This is a genomic window from Paralcaligenes ureilyticus (assembly GCF_004346225.1).
Lineage (GTDB): Bacteria > Pseudomonadota > Gammaproteobacteria > Burkholderiales > Burkholderiaceae_B > Paralcaligenes > Paralcaligenes ureilyticus.
This window is the reverse complement of record NZ_SMAJ01000004.1, coordinates 230558-247437: the sequence shown is the minus strand read 5'-3', so window position 1 is coordinate 247437 and position 16880 is coordinate 230558. Positions and strand designations below refer to the sequence as shown.

The 16880-nt window shown below is 45.4% G+C and carries 15 protein-coding genes; all 15 read right to left on the bottom strand.

Annotated features, from left to right (window positions below; translation table 11 throughout):
• Nucleotides 1-4: 4 nt before the first annotated feature.
• The 15 genes from EDC26_RS07975 to EDC26_RS07905 all read right to left on the bottom strand — a co-directional run bounded on the left by EDC26_RS07975 (nt 5) and on the right by EDC26_RS07905 (nt 16871).
• A complete protein-coding gene (locus tag EDC26_RS07975; RefSeq protein WP_132581273.1) occupies nt 5-796 on the bottom strand; it encodes an AglZ/HisF2 family acetamidino modification protein in 792 nt (263 codons plus the stop codon).
• A gap of 2 nt (nt 797-798) precedes the next feature.
• Nucleotides 799-1413: an imidazole glycerol phosphate synthase subunit HisH gene (gene hisH / locus EDC26_RS07970; RefSeq protein WP_132581271.1), complete on the bottom strand. Its 615-nt coding sequence runs from the start codon at nt 1411-1413 to the stop codon at nt 799-801.
• Nucleotides 1410-2552 (bottom strand): N-acetyl sugar amidotransferase, encoded by a 1143-nt coding sequence (locus EDC26_RS07965; protein ID WP_132581269.1) that lies wholly within the window; start codon nt 2550-2552, stop codon nt 1410-1412. The genes hisH and EDC26_RS07965 overlap by 4 nt, the downstream gene beginning before the upstream one ends.
• 44 nt (nt 2553-2596) lie before the next feature.
• Nucleotides 2597-3937, bottom strand: coding sequence for a hypothetical protein (locus EDC26_RS07960; RefSeq protein WP_132581267.1), 1341 nt, complete (start codon nt 3935-3937; stop codon nt 2597-2599).
• Nucleotides 3938-4034: 97 nt separating this feature from the next.
• The gene (locus EDC26_RS07955) at nt 4035-5348 is read right to left on the bottom strand and encodes a glycosyltransferase (RefSeq protein ID WP_132581265.1); all 1314 of its coding nucleotides are present in this window, start codon (nt 5346-5348) and stop codon (nt 4035-4037) included.
• The gene (wecB, locus tag EDC26_RS07950; protein WP_132581263.1) at nt 5341-6426 is read right to left on the bottom strand and encodes a non-hydrolyzing UDP-N-acetylglucosamine 2-epimerase; all 1086 of its coding nucleotides are present in this window, start codon (nt 6424-6426) and stop codon (nt 5341-5343) included. The genes EDC26_RS07955 and wecB overlap by 8 nt, the downstream gene beginning before the upstream one ends.
• 191 nt (nt 6427-6617) lie before the next feature.
• A complete protein-coding gene (locus EDC26_RS07945; protein WP_132581261.1) occupies nt 6618-7715 on the bottom strand; it encodes a DegT/DnrJ/EryC1/StrS family aminotransferase in 1098 nt (365 codons plus the stop codon).
• 125 nt (nt 7716-7840) lie between these two features.
• Nucleotides 7841-9217 carry an oligosaccharide flippase family protein gene (locus EDC26_RS07940; RefSeq protein ID WP_132581259.1) on the bottom strand — a complete coding sequence of 459 codons (1377 nt, stop codon included), beginning with the start codon at nt 9215-9217 and terminating at the stop codon, nt 7841-7843.
• Nucleotides 9196-9777: a UDP-2-acetamido-3-amino-2,3-dideoxy-D-glucuronate N-acetyltransferase gene (gene wbpD / locus EDC26_RS07935; protein ID WP_132581257.1), complete on the bottom strand. Its 582-nt coding sequence runs from the start codon at nt 9775-9777 to the stop codon at nt 9196-9198. The genes EDC26_RS07940 and wbpD overlap by 22 nt, the downstream gene beginning before the upstream one ends.
• 16 nt (nt 9778-9793) lie before the next feature.
• Nucleotides 9794-10747, bottom strand: coding sequence for a Gfo/Idh/MocA family protein (locus tag EDC26_RS07930; protein ID WP_132581255.1), 954 nt, complete (start codon nt 10745-10747; stop codon nt 9794-9796).
• A 104-nt stretch (nt 10748-10851) separates the two neighbouring features.
• Complete coding sequence (locus EDC26_RS20575; protein WP_165930955.1) at nt 10852-11247, bottom strand: GtrA family protein; 396 nt, start codon at nt 11245-11247, stop codon at nt 10852-10854.
• A gap of 27 nt (nt 11248-11274) precedes the next feature.
• Complete coding sequence (locus tag EDC26_RS07920; protein WP_132581251.1) at nt 11275-12192, bottom strand: glycosyltransferase family 2 protein; 918 nt, start codon at nt 12190-12192, stop codon at nt 11275-11277.
• 62 nt (nt 12193-12254) lie between these two features.
• Nucleotides 12255-14120 carry a hypothetical protein gene (locus EDC26_RS07915; protein ID WP_132581249.1) on the bottom strand — a complete coding sequence of 622 codons (1866 nt, stop codon included), beginning with the start codon at nt 14118-14120 and terminating at the stop codon, nt 12255-12257.
• Nucleotides 14117-15958: a hypothetical protein gene (locus EDC26_RS07910; protein WP_132581247.1), complete on the bottom strand. Its 1842-nt coding sequence runs from the start codon at nt 15956-15958 to the stop codon at nt 14117-14119. The genes EDC26_RS07915 and EDC26_RS07910 overlap by 4 nt, the downstream gene beginning before the upstream one ends.
• Nucleotides 15959-16121: 163 nt before the next feature.
• Nucleotides 16122-16871 (bottom strand): class I SAM-dependent methyltransferase, encoded by a 750-nt coding sequence (locus tag EDC26_RS07905; protein ID WP_132581245.1) that lies wholly within the window; start codon nt 16869-16871, stop codon nt 16122-16124.
• Between the last annotated feature and the right edge of the window lie 9 nt (nt 16872-16880).

The following is a 16880-nucleotide window of genomic DNA, read 5'->3' as shown; positions in this document are numbered from 1 at the left end:
AACATCAGTTACTGGAAATGTGAGGGCATGAAGAAAGAATAAGCTTTTCTTTTTCCACTGGGCTTGGATAACTTATAAGGACAGCTTTATAAACCCCCTTAAATACAAAAAAACTTCCTGCCACAGCCCCTATGATGCCAAATTTCTTTATCAGCGCACCGATATCGGCCAAGGAACCCGCCCCACCCACAATCGACATGGGTACGGTAGTCACGCTTCTGACCCCTTGCACTAGGCCCATGTCATAACCTTTCATGACCCCATCGTTATCTATCGAGTTAAGCACAATTTCGCCAACGCCAAGTGCCTCCAGTTTTTTTGCAAACTCGGCGGGACCTTTGTGGGTATTTACCTTCCCATTGTGCGTCCAAATCTCGTACTTGGCCCCAAACATTTTCTTCTTGACGTCTAAAACCACAACCACACTTTGACTACCTAACTCCTTGGCTATTTCAGCCACTAACTGTGGGTTATCAAGCGCTGCTGAACTAATCGCTACTTTCTCAACCCCCAAACCCACAATGACTCTTGCCTGCTCCACCGTTTTAACCCCACCGCCATAACAAAGCGGCATCCGGCACTCGGCAGCAAGCCTTTCTATCATTTTAAGATCCGGCCCTACACCGTTAACCGTAGCGTCAATATCAAGGACAATAAGCTCGTCGACCTCTTTTTCGTTGAAAATTCGTACCGCGTTGATGGGATCCCCAACATACTTCGGATTCGCAAACTTAACGGTTTTTACTAGGCCTTTGTCACTAACTAGTAAACATGGAATAACTCTCGGTCGCAGCACGCTTATAAGTCCGAAAAATTTTTTAGCAACTGAGCGCCAAAATGGTGGCTCTTTTCAGGGTGAAACTGTACACCGTACACGTTTTCATGATTCACTGCACAGGTAAAACTGTCGCCGTATATGGTTTGCGCCAAGACATTTTGACGCTGTTCGCACTCAAAATAATACGAGTGCAAAAAATAAAAACGCGCGTCCTTTTCTAGATGGGCAAACAATGATGTACTACCCAGCGGCTTAACATCATTCCAACCCATATGGGGCAAGTGAGTGCTATAAGGCAACAACGACACATCAAACCTCCTCACTCTGCCTGGTATCCATCCCAAGCCGGGTAAGTAACCCTCTTCACTCGAAGAAGCAAGCATTTGCATGCCAACACAAACCCCAAGGACAGGCACCTTCCGCCTAGTTACCAACTCATTAACGGCGTCATGCATACCGGATTGTTTAAGAAGTAACATTGCGTAGTCGAAAGCACCAACGCCAGGCAGAATAAGCTTAGTAGCACCCATAAGGTCGCCCGAAGTTTTGGCAACGGATACAGCCACATTCAACCGTTTGTATGTGTTAACGAAAGCAGAAATATTACCTAAGCCATAATCAATGATTGTTATCACCTGAAGAACCTCTTCTCCAAACCTATCCATCGCATAACCGAAGCACCCAACCCAATCAAAAACTTCTTATTCTTATAATTTCTATATGTTTTATTCTCACCCTCGAAAATTTCCTGAAGCTCTATCTCAGATAAATCAAGCTTATTAGCCACATACCGAAACTCTTGCGATAGAAAATGCTCATCCAATTCCGGCTTAGAGATACGAACCAACGCGTCCTCTCGTGACATTTGCCCTGTCATGATAAGACTGGAAAAGTGAGCACGCCGCTTCTCATACCCAAATTTGCGAGGGAGCCAATAATCCTCGTAAAAACGAGTGAATCGAGACTCATGATGCTTATGCTGGAATTTCTGCCAACCAAAAAGCTCCCCTAACTCCTTTTCGGCTTCCTCTTTTATATAGGGAACAAGATTCAGGGGCCTGACGACCTCCATACCCAAAATATATTTGTAGTAAAGCTTATAAGTCAGTATGTCGACGATTGGAAATGTTTTAAGAGGACGTTTACCAAATTTCTTGTGTATATCGTGGATTAAGGTTTTATCAATACCCAGATAGCCACCCCATTCCTCTGGCTCCCTACAACATTCAGTCGAAAAATTACCGCCAGTCAAAACATATTTTATTTTATGCGCCTTCGCGAACTTATACAGCATGGAGAAGAACGCAATATCTTGTGGCAGATCTTGATCAGCAATTTGTGATCTGAGAAAAGCGACCTGCAAATCTTTCATCTCTTCCCAGTTGATAACCTCAGTATATAAATCCAACCCCAAGCCATCGACAAGCTTCTCGATATTACCAACGGCCTGATCAGTATTCCAACCCGCATCAACATGGAAAAGAAGAGGTCTCAGCCCCATTTTTTTTGTTGCAACATACGTCAAATATGAGCTATCCAAACCACCACTTAACCCAATAATACAGTCGAAGTCTTTTCCTTTGCCTTGTGCTTTTATTTTTTCCGCTATCCCTAGCAACTCACTCTCACCTCTCTGATCCGTATGCCAAGCGGGTAAAATATTCTGCTCGAAATTGACACAATAATCACACCTCCCTCGATCGTCAAAACCAATATTCGGATCACTGGTATCCATTATGCAATGGGTACAAATTCGATAGTTATCGTTGCTCATTACTAGGTTTTTCCGTCTGGGAGTTGATTTGTGTGTAGAAAATGCTATATTTCGGATCGCATTTCATTTCTGGGTGCATAATTCGCAGAATTCGGGTTTAAGCGTGTGCTAAAAATGAAAACAAAAATCACAAAAAATATTAGCCCACCACTGAAGAGAGTCGATAGTAACGAAGCGCTAATTAGCCCCAAAGCGATAACTGGCAATGAATATATAAATGGCAACACTCCTGTCCTTACTGTGCCACCAAAAATCATTCCTATTAAAAACGAAAAAATAATAATCCCCGGAAATCCAAATCCAACGTACGCTTCAGCCATATAAGACGCATTTGCATTGCCCGTTGTATCCTCTCCTGAGCCAAACTGGAATCTAAAAACCTGTCTCTCAAGATCCGCAAAACGATCGCCAAACAACATAGATAGATAGCGGTTAACGGAGAAAAATACATACCCCTTGTAATTCTCCTGCCAATACAATACCGTATCATAGACCGTAACATAAGGGATCCAGATCAGCCTATTAATAAGGTACTCAACTTTGTTACCACTATCTAAATTATAGAATAAAAATTGATAGCTCTTCTCGTCCGCCAAAGAAACATTGATTTTTGTTGCAGGAAGGGCAGGGGTATATAGTGCATGCTTAGGCGACTCGGAGTGCGTTGAACTAACGAGATAGGTTGGGCCTTCCTGAATATTTCCATTTAACGCCAAATCGCTTCCAAGCGCTACGAACGAGACTGACGAAAATCCCAAGACCGCTATAAAAGAAAACATAATGAACGATTTCTTGTACCCGTTGAAAAAAGTAAACAATAGCAGTGGGATATAAGTGAACACCACGGGAGCTTTCTCTAGCGCCGAAATCGAAATAAACGTAAATGCAAATAAGTAGAGGTAGAAACTTACTCGACGCTTTATGCAAAAAAGAATTATTATTGCAAATGGGAGAAAACCTTTACTGAGAATTGATATGAAATAAGTTAAAACTTTCCAGACCCCTTCCTGATTTTTATAGAAATCCGCTCGCATCAAGTCGGAATTCCCTCCCCGAACGAGCATATCAATAAACGGCACGCCACCATATTTCATATACAAACAAAGATATGAAAATAAATATAGAAATAAAAGAAAATGAAAAATAATCGACCGCCATCCATCAATATGCAAAATACGTTTTCGAAATATACTGAGTGCTATGCCCCCCCCAAATAAATACCCACCTATTGATACAAGCGCAATGATGAGAATTAATAAAGACAAATAATCACCATAGCCAAGCGCAGCGAAGAACGCTTGAGGTATGATAAAAAAGATAATGAAAACTGGCAGGGACCAAAATCCCAGCAATTTGTGGCGTAACAATTTTTCCACCATACTCATAAAAACCACAATGTATACTTTAAGGTGTAATAATGGCAAGCCTATCCATATGTTGGAAATTTTTTACCACAGCGAGAACGATTACGGGTGAATTAGACTAGCTTCCTTTACAGTGGGAATCCAATACATGCAGATATTGCTGCGCTTGTAATGCACGTGATAGTGTCATCCCAAAAGAGCTAACTATGGGAGAGGCTGGCTTCCAAAACTCTTCGCCTAGGAGAAGATGTTCAAAATCTTCAGTTCGATCTGAAACGAAATGATGATTACCGGCAGCTAAAATTGTCGAGCCTGCCAAGGTAGTCGGATCAATATCGGCGATTATGGGACGTCCGGATCCAATATACTCAAATAATTTTGTGGTCAAGATACCTTGGGCACTCAGAGAATCTTTAGATGAGGTCTCGGAAAAAATAAGATAATCGGAACTGACCATTAATTGTAGCGCTTGCTTATAAGGTACCGCAGGGTGAAAAACAAACATGGGGAGCAAGGATGGGTAGTTCTCTCTTAAAGCGTTCTCAAGCACGGCACAGTTTCCGTAAAACTCGAATCGCACCGCACCCACGTCACATCTTCCTCCTTGCTGAGTTTTAAAAAGTGCCAATAGAAAATTTCTCGGCACTCGGCCTGGAGAAATAATTCCAAAATATCGAACGACCAAAGAATGGCCTTCCTCCCGTGGCCTCCAGCCACAACTGCGTTTCGCTTCGGCCAAGGCATCTGAGTCGTAGCCGTTCATAATCACAGTAACATTCTGATTGTATTGTGAATAGTACTTGGCCATCGGCTCGGAAATAGTAACCAAGGCATCTGCCCTAATAGCCAATGCTTTATCCACATATCGTTCCACGAACTTCGCGCGTTTTGAACCCGGCATTTCATGACAATCGCCAAAATGGTCACGATAATCCAAAACAATTGGCTTACGAAAACGCCAATGGGCAAACAGGGCTGCTAACAGCATCGGCCATGGCGGACAGGAGCCGACTATGATGCTTGCAGACCGAAGGGCACGGCGGGCAGCAGGATCAAGAAATGGGCTAAGAAAGCCGAAGGCAAATGGGAGGCGGGGATCCGGTAATTGCCCAAACCACCGCATTACTAATCCTTTGATCCTCCTTTTTATACTGGGCTTGCCTGTATACATCGGCTCGTAGGCATTGTTTCCCGCAACTGACTTGCCAACACGTCCAAGCCAATCGAGTTCCAAGACATTCACACCTGTGGGAAATAATTCTGTAAAGGCACCGTCCGCTGCCGACTTCCGTGTTGTCACAACCGTAACGGTTCGGCCTGCTTGCACAAAATACTTGGCCATTGCCTCCACCCGTTTTGCTCCCGAACTATTGATGGGCGGGAAGTAATGCACAAGGAACACTATGTTGTTAGCCGGTTTCGTTTCAATCATTATTCATCGCACGCATCATATAACCAACTATTTCCTCTGCCGACACCCCAGATCCGTAAATATTGGTAGGAGCAAAATCGAATTCATGCTCACACAGCGCCTTTCCTATAGCATTGGAATCGGCTCCCACTACCCGATTAACGCCAATATCAACAAGCTCAACCCACTCAGTCTCGTCACGTAACGTCAAGCAAGGGACACCATGAAAATAGGCCTCCTTTTGCACACCCCCACTGTCTGTAGCAATTACCCTGGCATTCCGTTCTAGTAACATCATATCCAAATATCCTATTGGATCAATTACCCGTATAGGGGAATCCAATTCAATCCCAAACTCGGTAATACGTTTTCGAGTCCTGGGATGCAGTGGAAACACCACAGGCCTCTGGCTACGTGAGAGTCCTTGAATAATAGAGGCTAAGCGCTTTGGGTCATCGACGTTTTCTTGTCGATGCAGTGTAACGAGTATATAGCCGCCTTTTTGCAACTCTAACCGATCCAAAATACTCGACCGCTGTTCAGCTATTTTTCCAAACAACTTGACTGCGTCGAACATTACGTCCCCCACCAACCTCACCCGCTCCCCTCGAATTCCTTCGTTACTAAGATTCATAACCGCCGCCTCTGATGGCGCAAACAATACAGCCGAGAGATGATCGGTGAGAACTCTATTTATCTCCTCTGGCATCCGGCGATTAAAAGACCTCAAGCCAGCCTCGACATGCGCTATCGGCACAGAGAGTTTTGCTGCTGCCAGAGCTCCGGCAAGAGTCGAATCCGTATCTCCGTACACAAGGACGAAATCGGGCAACTCAACGTTAATTACCCGCTCGATAGCCTCCATTGCGCGCCCTGTATTAGCCGCATGACTACCGCCTCCTATACCAAGATTATAGGTAGGGGGAGGGATTCCAAGCTCATCAAAAAAAATCGCCGACATGTTGTCATCAAAGTGTTGCCCTGTATGGAGAAGCACCTCTTGATTTTCACCCCATTCTGCTAGAGCACGACTTACCACAGCAGCCTTTACAAACTGAGGCCTTGCACCCACTACAGTTAATATTTTCTTTCTAGCCAAGATTAATTCCCAAACTTTCAAATAAGCGGAAGGAAGCTGCTCGTATTAGTTCGATAAATAGTTTAGTAAGATATTAAGATACAACCCGCCTATAATAATTACATAGCTCCCGCAACCCATGCCACATCTACAAACTCGCAGTTAAACTTCAACGTTTCAATGCAATGACAAGTCATTTTCAGCAAACATACTTATGCGACCGCCTGTCCCAACGCATGGACGATGCTATCCTGCATTTCGCCATCCAAATACGGATGCATCGGCAGACTGAATACCCGTGCAGCTAAATCACTCGACACAGGGGCAACCCCGGCTTCGTGCAAATGCGCATACGCAGGCTGTGAATGAATGGGGCGTGGATAATGGATTGCCGTTGGGATACCGGCGTCTTTCAATTTCCTAATGACCGCATCACGATCGGGAACCATTACCGTAAATTGCGCCCATACACTTGTCCGATCTGGTCGCACAGCAACTGTTTCAAGACGGCCCGACAGTTTTGTCAGCATATTTTTATAGCGGGCACCAATTTTTATTCGCTGCTCAATCTCCCAATGGAAACGCTCAAATTTCCCCAAGACGACAGCGCATTGCAGGGTATCCATCCGCCCACCCACACCCACCCGCGTATGATAGTATCGTGAAGACTGGCCATGGACTCGAATTTCCCGCAGAGACTGTGCAAGACCATCGTCGTTCGTAAATACGGCACCCCCGTCCCCATAACAGCCCAACGGTTTACTTGGGAAAAAGCTGGTGCACCCTAAAGTCGATAAATTGCAGCTTAGCCGTCCCTTATATGTGGCGCCAAAGCTTTGAGCAGCATCTTCGACTACGGGAATCCTGTACTTAGACGCAATGGCATTTACTTCATCCATATCACCGCACTGCCCGTAAAGGGACACCGGCATGATCGCTTTCGTACGCGGGGTAATTTTTTCTTCTAGCTGTGAAACATCTATGTTGCATGTGTCCGGTTCCACATCAACGAACACAGGAATAGCGCCCAAAAGCACTATGACCTCAGCAGTCGCAACGAAGGTAAACGACGTCGTAATTACCTCATCACCGGCACCGACGCCTAAGGCCATCAGAGACATTAGGAGAGCCTCGGTACCAGATGCGACTGTAATACAGTGCTTGGCGCCAGTGTAGCCGGATAATACCGCTTCTAACTCTTGGACTTCAGGTCCCATAATGTATTGACCATGGTCCAAGACTTTTTGGATGCGAGCGTTAATCGGTTCACGCAATAATTGATATTGCTTTTTCAAATCGATAAATTGCATAGTTTTAACTATAAAGATTTTTCATTAAAATAAAACAAAGACATCCAAAATCACTCACAAAGCGTGGGTAAACTCGAAATGCTCAATTTCATATCCATACCAGCATACCATTACCAGTGTTATCCCTAACTTATCCGGATAACAACATTTATGGCCAACTGACATAAAAGGCCCAATATGCACCAACCAATAATATATATTCCACTGCGTCTCAGCTGAAGGGCCAGATCCGTCCATCGAACCGAAACTGAGCGAAGCACTATTGCAAGGTATACTGAGTAAAAAATAACACCCGACACCGCATACGTTTCAGCAATAAATGCCTTAAAAAAATAAACAGCTAAAAGCACAGATATCAGCCGCACAAAAAAACCAAATATTTGCAAAACGAGAGCAGTTGCTTGTCTATCAGCAACGTGCAATGCCATAGATATTGGTGACGCTAGAAACTGTACAATAAACCAAGGCGTCATCCACGCCACCAATACGCCAGCCCGATGCCACTCAGCTCCAAATACCACAGCGAATACGTCGGGCGCAACGATACCCGCAAAAATCAAGGGGCCGACTCCTGTTTTTAACAGCCCGCCGAGAATAGTAGTGGTAAAACTTCCTAATGAACCCATCCGCCGCTCATCGGGAGCTTTTGACAAATAGACCTGTGAGATAGCGTTGCCAATAAGGGCCATAGGAGCCTGCATAACCTGCATAGCCAATGCCAAAAATCCCGCCTCGGGACCTATGGCAACAGAGGCAATTAAGATCATCGGCAACTGAACCCCGGCGCTATTAGCTAACGCTTCCATGGCTGAATATTTAGGAAATCTGTCGTACCGACTAAACATGCGGCGCATTTCAGAAAGACTAATCGCCTTCAGAAGCTCCTTATCATTGGATACTATTTTTCGACCAAGGCCGGCTACACCCATGCCATTGTTAAGCACTTGGCCAACGATTAATCCTAGTGGTGAGAAGCCAGCCAAACCCATGCCTATCTGGGCTGAGGCGGCGGCAAGTGCTTGAGACATACGCGTTCTCGCGATAATCGTGAAGTTCTTCTGCCGTGTAGCCCAGAACTGCAATGCACTATAGCTACCCGCCAGAAATATCCCAATCGGCAACAGCCACAAGTATGGTCTAATTTTTGGTTGCCCCAATAGATTCGCGATCTGCTTCGGTGCAATAACGACAGGTATAGCAACAATCACCGATATCAATCCAGCAAGCAACAAAGACAGAGCTAACAAATTGATCGCATCGACTTCACATTTCGGCATTGGAATTGCTATGTCCAAGCGCAAGCACGCCGCAACAGAAATAATTCCTGCCAACGACACGTATACAGCCAAGATGCTAAAGTCGCTTGGAGTGTACAAACGGGTAACAATTGGCAAAATGAGAACCATAATTGCCTGAGCAAATGCAGTGCCGCCGGCCAGCACCCCAACAGATCGAACAAAGCTGTTTCCGCGCAATAGCTTTAATTGCTGGCGCGGCGACATAATCCGTCTACAAGCTCATATAGCGTACCAGTAGCCGGACACACCCCATTACCCGAGCCTGCTAATGGTAGATCCAACCGCTCTCCAAACTCGCTCATCCAGCCGATTTGCCTAGCTGGCACGCCAACCATTAGCGCGTAGTTGGGCACATCCTCATTCACCACTGCCCCTGCACCCACAAAGGCGAACTCGCCAACAGTCACGCCACAAACAATAGTGCAGTTGGCCCCCAAGGTCGCCCCCTTTTTCACCAAGGTATCGCGATACTCGTTTTTGCGCTCAACCAAAGAACGCGGGTTATAAACGTTTGTAAATACCATACTAGGGCCACAGAATACGCCCTCTCCCAGGGTAACATTGTCGTAAACCGACACATTATTCTGGATTTTGCAATGATCGCCAATTACAACCTTATTGCCGATAAATACGTTCTGCCCCATAGACACGCCTTTACCAATGCGTGCACCACCACATATATGAACGAAATGCCACACACGAGAACCTTCCCCGATCTGAGCGCCATCATCGACAATAGCGCTTGGGTGCTGGTAATAGCTCAAGCCAATACTCCGTCTGTTATTTGCTGACACGCTTTAAGAACGGATGATAATCACCCTTCAACCCTATCGGCTGTGCATTGCGGATGGTAGCGACTGCCGTAATGGCTGTGCGGTTAGCCTCTAGACCATATCCGCGGCCCGCAAGAATCTCTTCATAGGTACGAGTGTGTAAATCAGTGAATCCGCCTGAGAACTCGATTTCCTCGTTATCTACGGTAATCGACCGATAGGTACGCTGCCCAGCCGCACGTTGGGCGTCGGGCACATCAGCTACGTCAACGGACAGGAACCAGCGCGCACGCGCATTTTCGTATTCGAGATAACCGGCAGCTTTGGTATCGGACGAATAATGCACTACATTGTCTTGCAGCTCGCCGAAGATAAAGTGCAGCATGTCAAAGAAATGCACGCCAATATTGGTAGCAATCCCGCCCGACTTCTTTAAATCGCCCTTCCAGGACTGCAAGTACCAGTGGCCTCGCGAGGTAATGTAGCTTAGGTCAACCTCGTGCTTCGTCGTGCGCGGCGAGTTCCGAACCTTTTCGCGCAAGGCCACTATTGACGGATGAACACGCAACTGCAAAATGGTGTTGACCTTTTTGCCCGTATCGCGTTCGATTTCCTGCAAACCGTCAATATTCCACGGGTTGAGTACCAGAGGCTTTTCGCAGATGACATCAGCACCCGAACGCAACCCAAAACGCATGTGCGAATCGTGAAGATAATTGGGTGAGCAAATGGAAATGTAATCGATACGCTTGCTATGCTTGGCGCGGCGCAACTTGTCGATGTGGCGGTCAAAGCGTTCAAACTCGGTGAAGAAGTCGGCATCGGGAAAGTGACTGTCTATAATGCCCACAGAATCGTTGGGATCCATGGCCGCGACCAGGTCGTTACCAGTAGCCTTGATGGCTTGCATGTGGCGCGGAGCAATATAACCAGCAGCGCCGATAAGAGCGAAATTTTTCATTGAAAGTTAACAGCTGAGATTAGAAAATGATTTGACCTGAATGCCGTAGTTTAACAAACTTTATCATAATGCCCTTGTGATGGTGTCCTACCAAAATCACGCTCTTAGCTCGAACCGCTACGTAAAGACCAGAATTTTGCGGTCGAAAAATTAAATATAACTATCAATGGTATAAGCGCTAATTGGCCAAAAAATGGATCAAACCCCACTTCCACTACAACATAATGCAACAAAACAACATTCAGGCCAATTGACGAAAACCCAGCTACGACATATTTAAAAAATCGTGCCTTAAACCTAACTTCTTGCTCGGGCTTAAAAACCCAGACATGATTAAGATAATAGGTTAGAACCATTCCGGCTAACGAAACAAGCACTATCGCCACAAGATAATTTATTTTAATAATTCGAAGGCAAAAATAAAAAAGAACAAACGTAAAAACAAAATTCACACCGCCTACTATCGTGAACTTTGAGAATTCAATTCTAATATTTTTCAAAAAATTTCCCAATGAGCATATAAGCAATTAGAACTTGTCCCTGATAACATAGTTCGGACGCTTCCGTACCTCTTCATTTATACGCCAAACATATTCACCTATGACCCCAAGCATCACCATAATAAGGCCGCCCACCAATAAAATCGCAATCATAATTGGAGCCCACCCCGCGAATGGCGTTTCACCGCGCATCCAGCTGAAAACGATGCTTGCACTATAAAGTACGCCAAGAAAGGACGTTACTACCCCAAGTAATGAAATGAGCCGTATCGGCAAGTTGGACGCATCCAAAACCGCATCCAAAAAATTTTTTAACTTTTTGGAAAAGTTATACTGAGATTTTCCAATTTCTCGCTTCAGCCTGACATAAGGAATAAAGCTGGTTCGATAGCCAGTCCAGAGCAAATCTCCCTGAAAAAACCTATGCCGCACATCAATGGAATTAAACGCGTCCATTACTTTTCGATCCATCAGTACAAAATCGAACCCCCCGGGCGGAATTTGAGGAAGCGCCAAGCGCAACACACCATAAGCTAGCCAAGAGTAAAGCTTCGAAAAGAGGGAGTCCTCCCTCCCCGACCGGTGGCAAATGACGATTTCCGAACCAGCTTGCCATTTTTGCACCATCTCCGGGATCAGCTCAACTGGGTCCTGCAAGTCTGCAGAAATATTGATGATGGCATCTCCCGAGGCTTCTTTGAAGCCCGCTAGCATGGCGGCCATTTGACCGAAATTTCTAGTGAACGTTACCGCCTTTACGTGCACGTCAGTGTCCCTAACGTCTAATATTTCACGCAACGAGCCATCTGTCGAGCCATCATCCACGAAAATAATTTCGTACTCGTGCTGATCCAACTCTGTTGAAAATATTGATTTTATCTTTTCATGAGTTTTGGAAATAGCACCTTCGTTGTGATATACAGGGATCACAAAGGAAATTTTCATCTGGTCATCCTGTCAAGCAAAAAACATCGTTAATTTTTGGGGACGCTAAAGTGGCCCGCGAATTACATTTTAACTGGCCGATATAGCAAGAATACATGCCCGACGCCTTGCACCCTTCCCACTAGCCGATAATCGTCAGGAAAGTGAATACCCGCGCTGGCCAATATGGCCGGAATCGGATCTCCGGGCTTCACATCCAGCAAAATGAATGCTTTTTTCAGCCTAGCTAGATCCGAAAACTTCAGTGCTATTTCGCTGTACTTATTGTAGCTTGCGCTAAAACAACATGGAAAGACCGGATGCCCGGGAGACCGGCCACCCATGGCATAAACAAGGCCCGCTACCCGATCAAAGCCGATGATATCGCCGCCCGGTACAAATCCATTAGCCCTGGCAGCCAGTGAAAGCTGCTGGATGACATTATGCGTTTCACGATCAAGCATCAGCGTGAAGGGTGGATCACCAACGGATGTAGCAATCGACTGCTCGAATAAGGTTCTAGGTTTTATTTGCGCGGGCTGATAAACACTACCTTGAATCACTTGGCTGGAAATATATGCGCACATTGTCACAACCACAAAGACAAGCAAGGCTGAGCTTTTGCCATAATGTAGGGTCAGTAAAATGAGCAAAAGATAGATGACACCAAACCATGGAACCGCATAAAACGAGATGACATTATAAAGAGGGTTCGAGGTTCCCAGCGAACCCGCAATAGGTGCTAAAAACAAGAACAAGCACAGTAGGCCAGTATGTGTGAAATTGTTGCCCTTGGATTTCCTTTGAGGTGAATTAAAGACATATACGGCACCTAGCAACAAGAGCCACCCAAGCTCAAATCCCAAATAAGACAAGGTTCGGCCATTGATCGGGAATGATTTCAGCCGATCAGACACATCAACGAACACACCGTCATGCCAAGACACAACCAAAGCGACAATTACAACGAGCCAAGTCAACAATAACGAAAACGAAAACGAAAACGTATATAGCTTAGCGGGGTCTTTAAATTCTCTATAGCGGTATTTAATCAATACTCCTGAAACAAGAATTAAATAACACGGCCAATAATAAAATATGGCGGTATAAAGTAAGACCCAAAGATCCACAAGGTATGCTAACAGCCTTTTTACGGGATCATAAAGCAGAGTAAGTGTTTGATAAAGACGCCATCCCTCTTTAAACATTTCAAATGTCTGCACGGGCGCTTGTTCAAAAATAAAATAGAAAGCAAGCCAAAATAAAAACCCGAGCAACATAGCAATTAGGAATCGCCTTCGTAGCGGGAAATCAACCCTATTCCATAGCAAGCTTAGGATCATCGCCATAAAAAACAAAGGCATGGCAGTCGTAAATTTAAAAAAAAGGGTATACCCGAAAACGAACCCAGCCGCAACACTCACTAAATACGCGAGTGTCAGCTTTTTTTCTTCCAAATACACCAAGCCCAAAAGAACTAATCCGCAGAACAGATTCAGGGTAATGGCCGTTAAAGTGTAATAGCTAGGCGTAAGATAGGACCATTGATAATGTAAAATGCCGCCCGTGGCTATAAAGAATAGTGAATAAAATTTTAGAAATTTAATATTTATTGCTGTAGGGTACAGCGCAGTCACTATCTTCAGGAAGCCAATATAGAAAACAAAAGAAGAAAAGAGGACCAACACCACTCCCAATGCTCTAAAAAGAGCTGGGTCATAATCCACAAGACGAAACATAGCACCTGTGAATGAAAAAACAGCCGATACATTCTGTTGGATTTCGCTTGGGTAACGCGCAGCTAAAAAATAAGTGCCCTCATCGCCCAATATTGCAAGCCCACGATTCGCTTCCCATAGGACAACAGAAATTGTCGCGCATAGAAGCGCACACACAATAGCCAACGGAACAGTGCGGATGTAACTCATCCTGTTGTTAGGCCAGTTCATCGTCCGTGTCCTCGTACGGCGTCACAAGCCTGCAAAGCGACCTCTCTTGGCCCAATTGGCTTGGCTAGTTGTTGAATACGTTGCTCCGGGTAACCTCCCGCACCCTTTGCTGTCTTCCATGTCGCCACGACTTTATAGTGCGTCGGCACAGAAACCCCAAAATCGTCAAGCAAATCTGTAGAAATAGCGCGCGGCCCATTGGGCTCCAATAACAACCACGCATCCACAACTTTTGCGCAAGGAAGATGACGCAACACTCTCTTCGCAACGTTAGCACTACCAGGGTATCCACCCGCTATCCAAGGGTATCCAACGTTTATCGCACGTAAAGCATATAAAAGCCCCGGCGACTGGCCGGTGAAATCAATAACTGGAGTTCCCGAGACGAAGCCGCCTAGCTTCGCCGATTCGATCGCATCATTAATATAGTTGGCATACCCTTCGGAAAACATAAGAAACGAGTCCGGCATTCCCACGTCAATAAGATGGCTATTTAATCGTAGCGCCTGCGGTTGCCGGTATGGCGCGTTGAAACCTGCTTGCAGCAACAAGGTAACAATAACTTGAGTGGCCCCAACCAGCGGAACAAGCATCGCAAATGTTATTTTATTTGGCACGAGGGACGCAATCACAATCAAGCCCAAAAGCACCCAAAATATGGCGGCGGGGCTAGCCCATTGCCAATAATTTCCGTTGCTGCCGAATACGTAGACATAGGGAAACACAAGAAACGCCAATGCAAGCACCCAGTGTGACACCGGGACATCAGAAAATAGCTTTTGCCGAGACGATAGCAATGCGAGCGCTAGCGCCGAAAACGGGACAGCCCAAAACGTCAGACCAGAAAATTGGCCAAAGTGGAGGCTTGTAGGCTTCACACCTAGGACAAAAACAATCACTGCAATAAAAAGCACAGATGAGAGCGCAAACCCCACAATCCTGATTGACTGGCGTGCCATACCCAAGAAATAGGCGGCAAAAAAGGAAAAGACAGCCATGAAAATCAAAAATGGCCTTTCTGAACTAGTTAATTGAAAGTCATCTACTCTCATTATCTGATCAAATGAGTAGCCGGCACCCGAAAGTGCTGCAAGTTCAGCCCCCATTTTCAAACGGGCAATGAATCCAGCAATCGACCCATCGATAATAAATGCGCTTAACACCAGCAGCAGGAAAGCTGACACCAATGAAAGAAAAGCCAGGCGTGCGTTTAATTTCCCAGCTAACAGCGCATATAAGCCGACACAAACGCCGAGCGCAGCCGCAGTACTGGGTTTGGCCATAAAGCCAAGCCAACCTCCAACACCAATCACTATCCATCCCACGACACTTGAACGAGTTGCGGTAGATTCTGCCAATAATAAGCCCGTCCCCACCACTAACAAGGCCTGTAGAGCAAGACTGTTGTAGCTTGGCGTAGGCAGCCACGGGACAACGAAAACTAACGAGGCTGTCGCAAAGCCTGCCGATAAGATTAAGCGCTGTGCTTTCGATGAGCCACTGGGCGCAAGCTTCTTAAAAAGAACGTAGACTAAGAACCAGGCCAAGCAAAAGGTAATAAGTATATTGACCTGCCTCAGCGCCGCAATATTCCCATTCAGTAGCCAGTAAAGTGGGTGATATAAAAATCCGAATTGCGTGGTAGACCAGCCATACATGAACGGATTGGAAATCCAGACGAGATAATAACCTTCATCCGTAAAATCAAACCCATAGCGGCTGTATTTCAGCAACCAACCCAAAATAAACGTAGTGCTGACGGCACAAAAAATGAGCAATAAGCGCTCGCTGCCCTTTGATTCTGAAATATCTATATCTGTATTTTTTACTATTCTCATTCCGAACGCTCAATATCCCAACCGGTAACTGGTCACCACCCTTCGCCGACATCTTAGTTGCCTCCACCAAGGGTTCTGATTACACCAATTGCGCTCAGACCAATGAGGCTAAAAAGTGCTCAGAAAGCCCAAACCGATTTACGTCATTGCCGGGTAACTATCGTCATTTTCCACTCCCTGCCTCACACATTAAGAAAATACTTGAACATAGATCTGGGTATTGCTGTCCGAGCTTATAGCACCCTTCCAGATAATCATCGGAGACGATGTCTGTCTGCAATAAGCGATCCCATTGAAAATTGGCCAAGGCCTTAAAAAAAATCCCCGAGCGATGAACAACCCGTAATCCAGAAGCAACAGCATCCCTTTCTAAGGTATCAAGGGTATATGTACAACGGTGCCCATGCTCTTTCTCGGCAGAAGTGACCGCCGAGTTATGAGTGATTAAGCCCATTTTTACCGCAATCTGCCTAGAAGGGGCATTGGCATTTGGGCATACTAAAAACAGTCGACCATTGGCGGCTAACCACTCATCATTTATGCGTTTCAGTACCCGAATAGGATCATCCAAGTGTTCCAGCACATGGGTCAATACGATATTGTCATAGCGTTTCGGCAAATTAACATCTTCGAAGAGAGCATTGATGAAATTTACTTTATTACCTAGTTTTTGTTTCGCTTCCGCCATGGCAACACCAGACGCTTCGACACACGTAATGTCGTCGGAATAAGGTATAAACCGATTTGTGAAAGCACCTTTGAAGCTCCCTAATTCAAGTAAGCTGCCTTTATTGAAAAATGGCGCGAATGATTTGATCATGTAGGGATGCATTACGTCAAAGTCAAAGCCATAAGCGTACCTATGATCCTCAGCGTCTTTAATTTCTACGTTATAGTCTCGTTCATTAGCCATGTTTTTCAC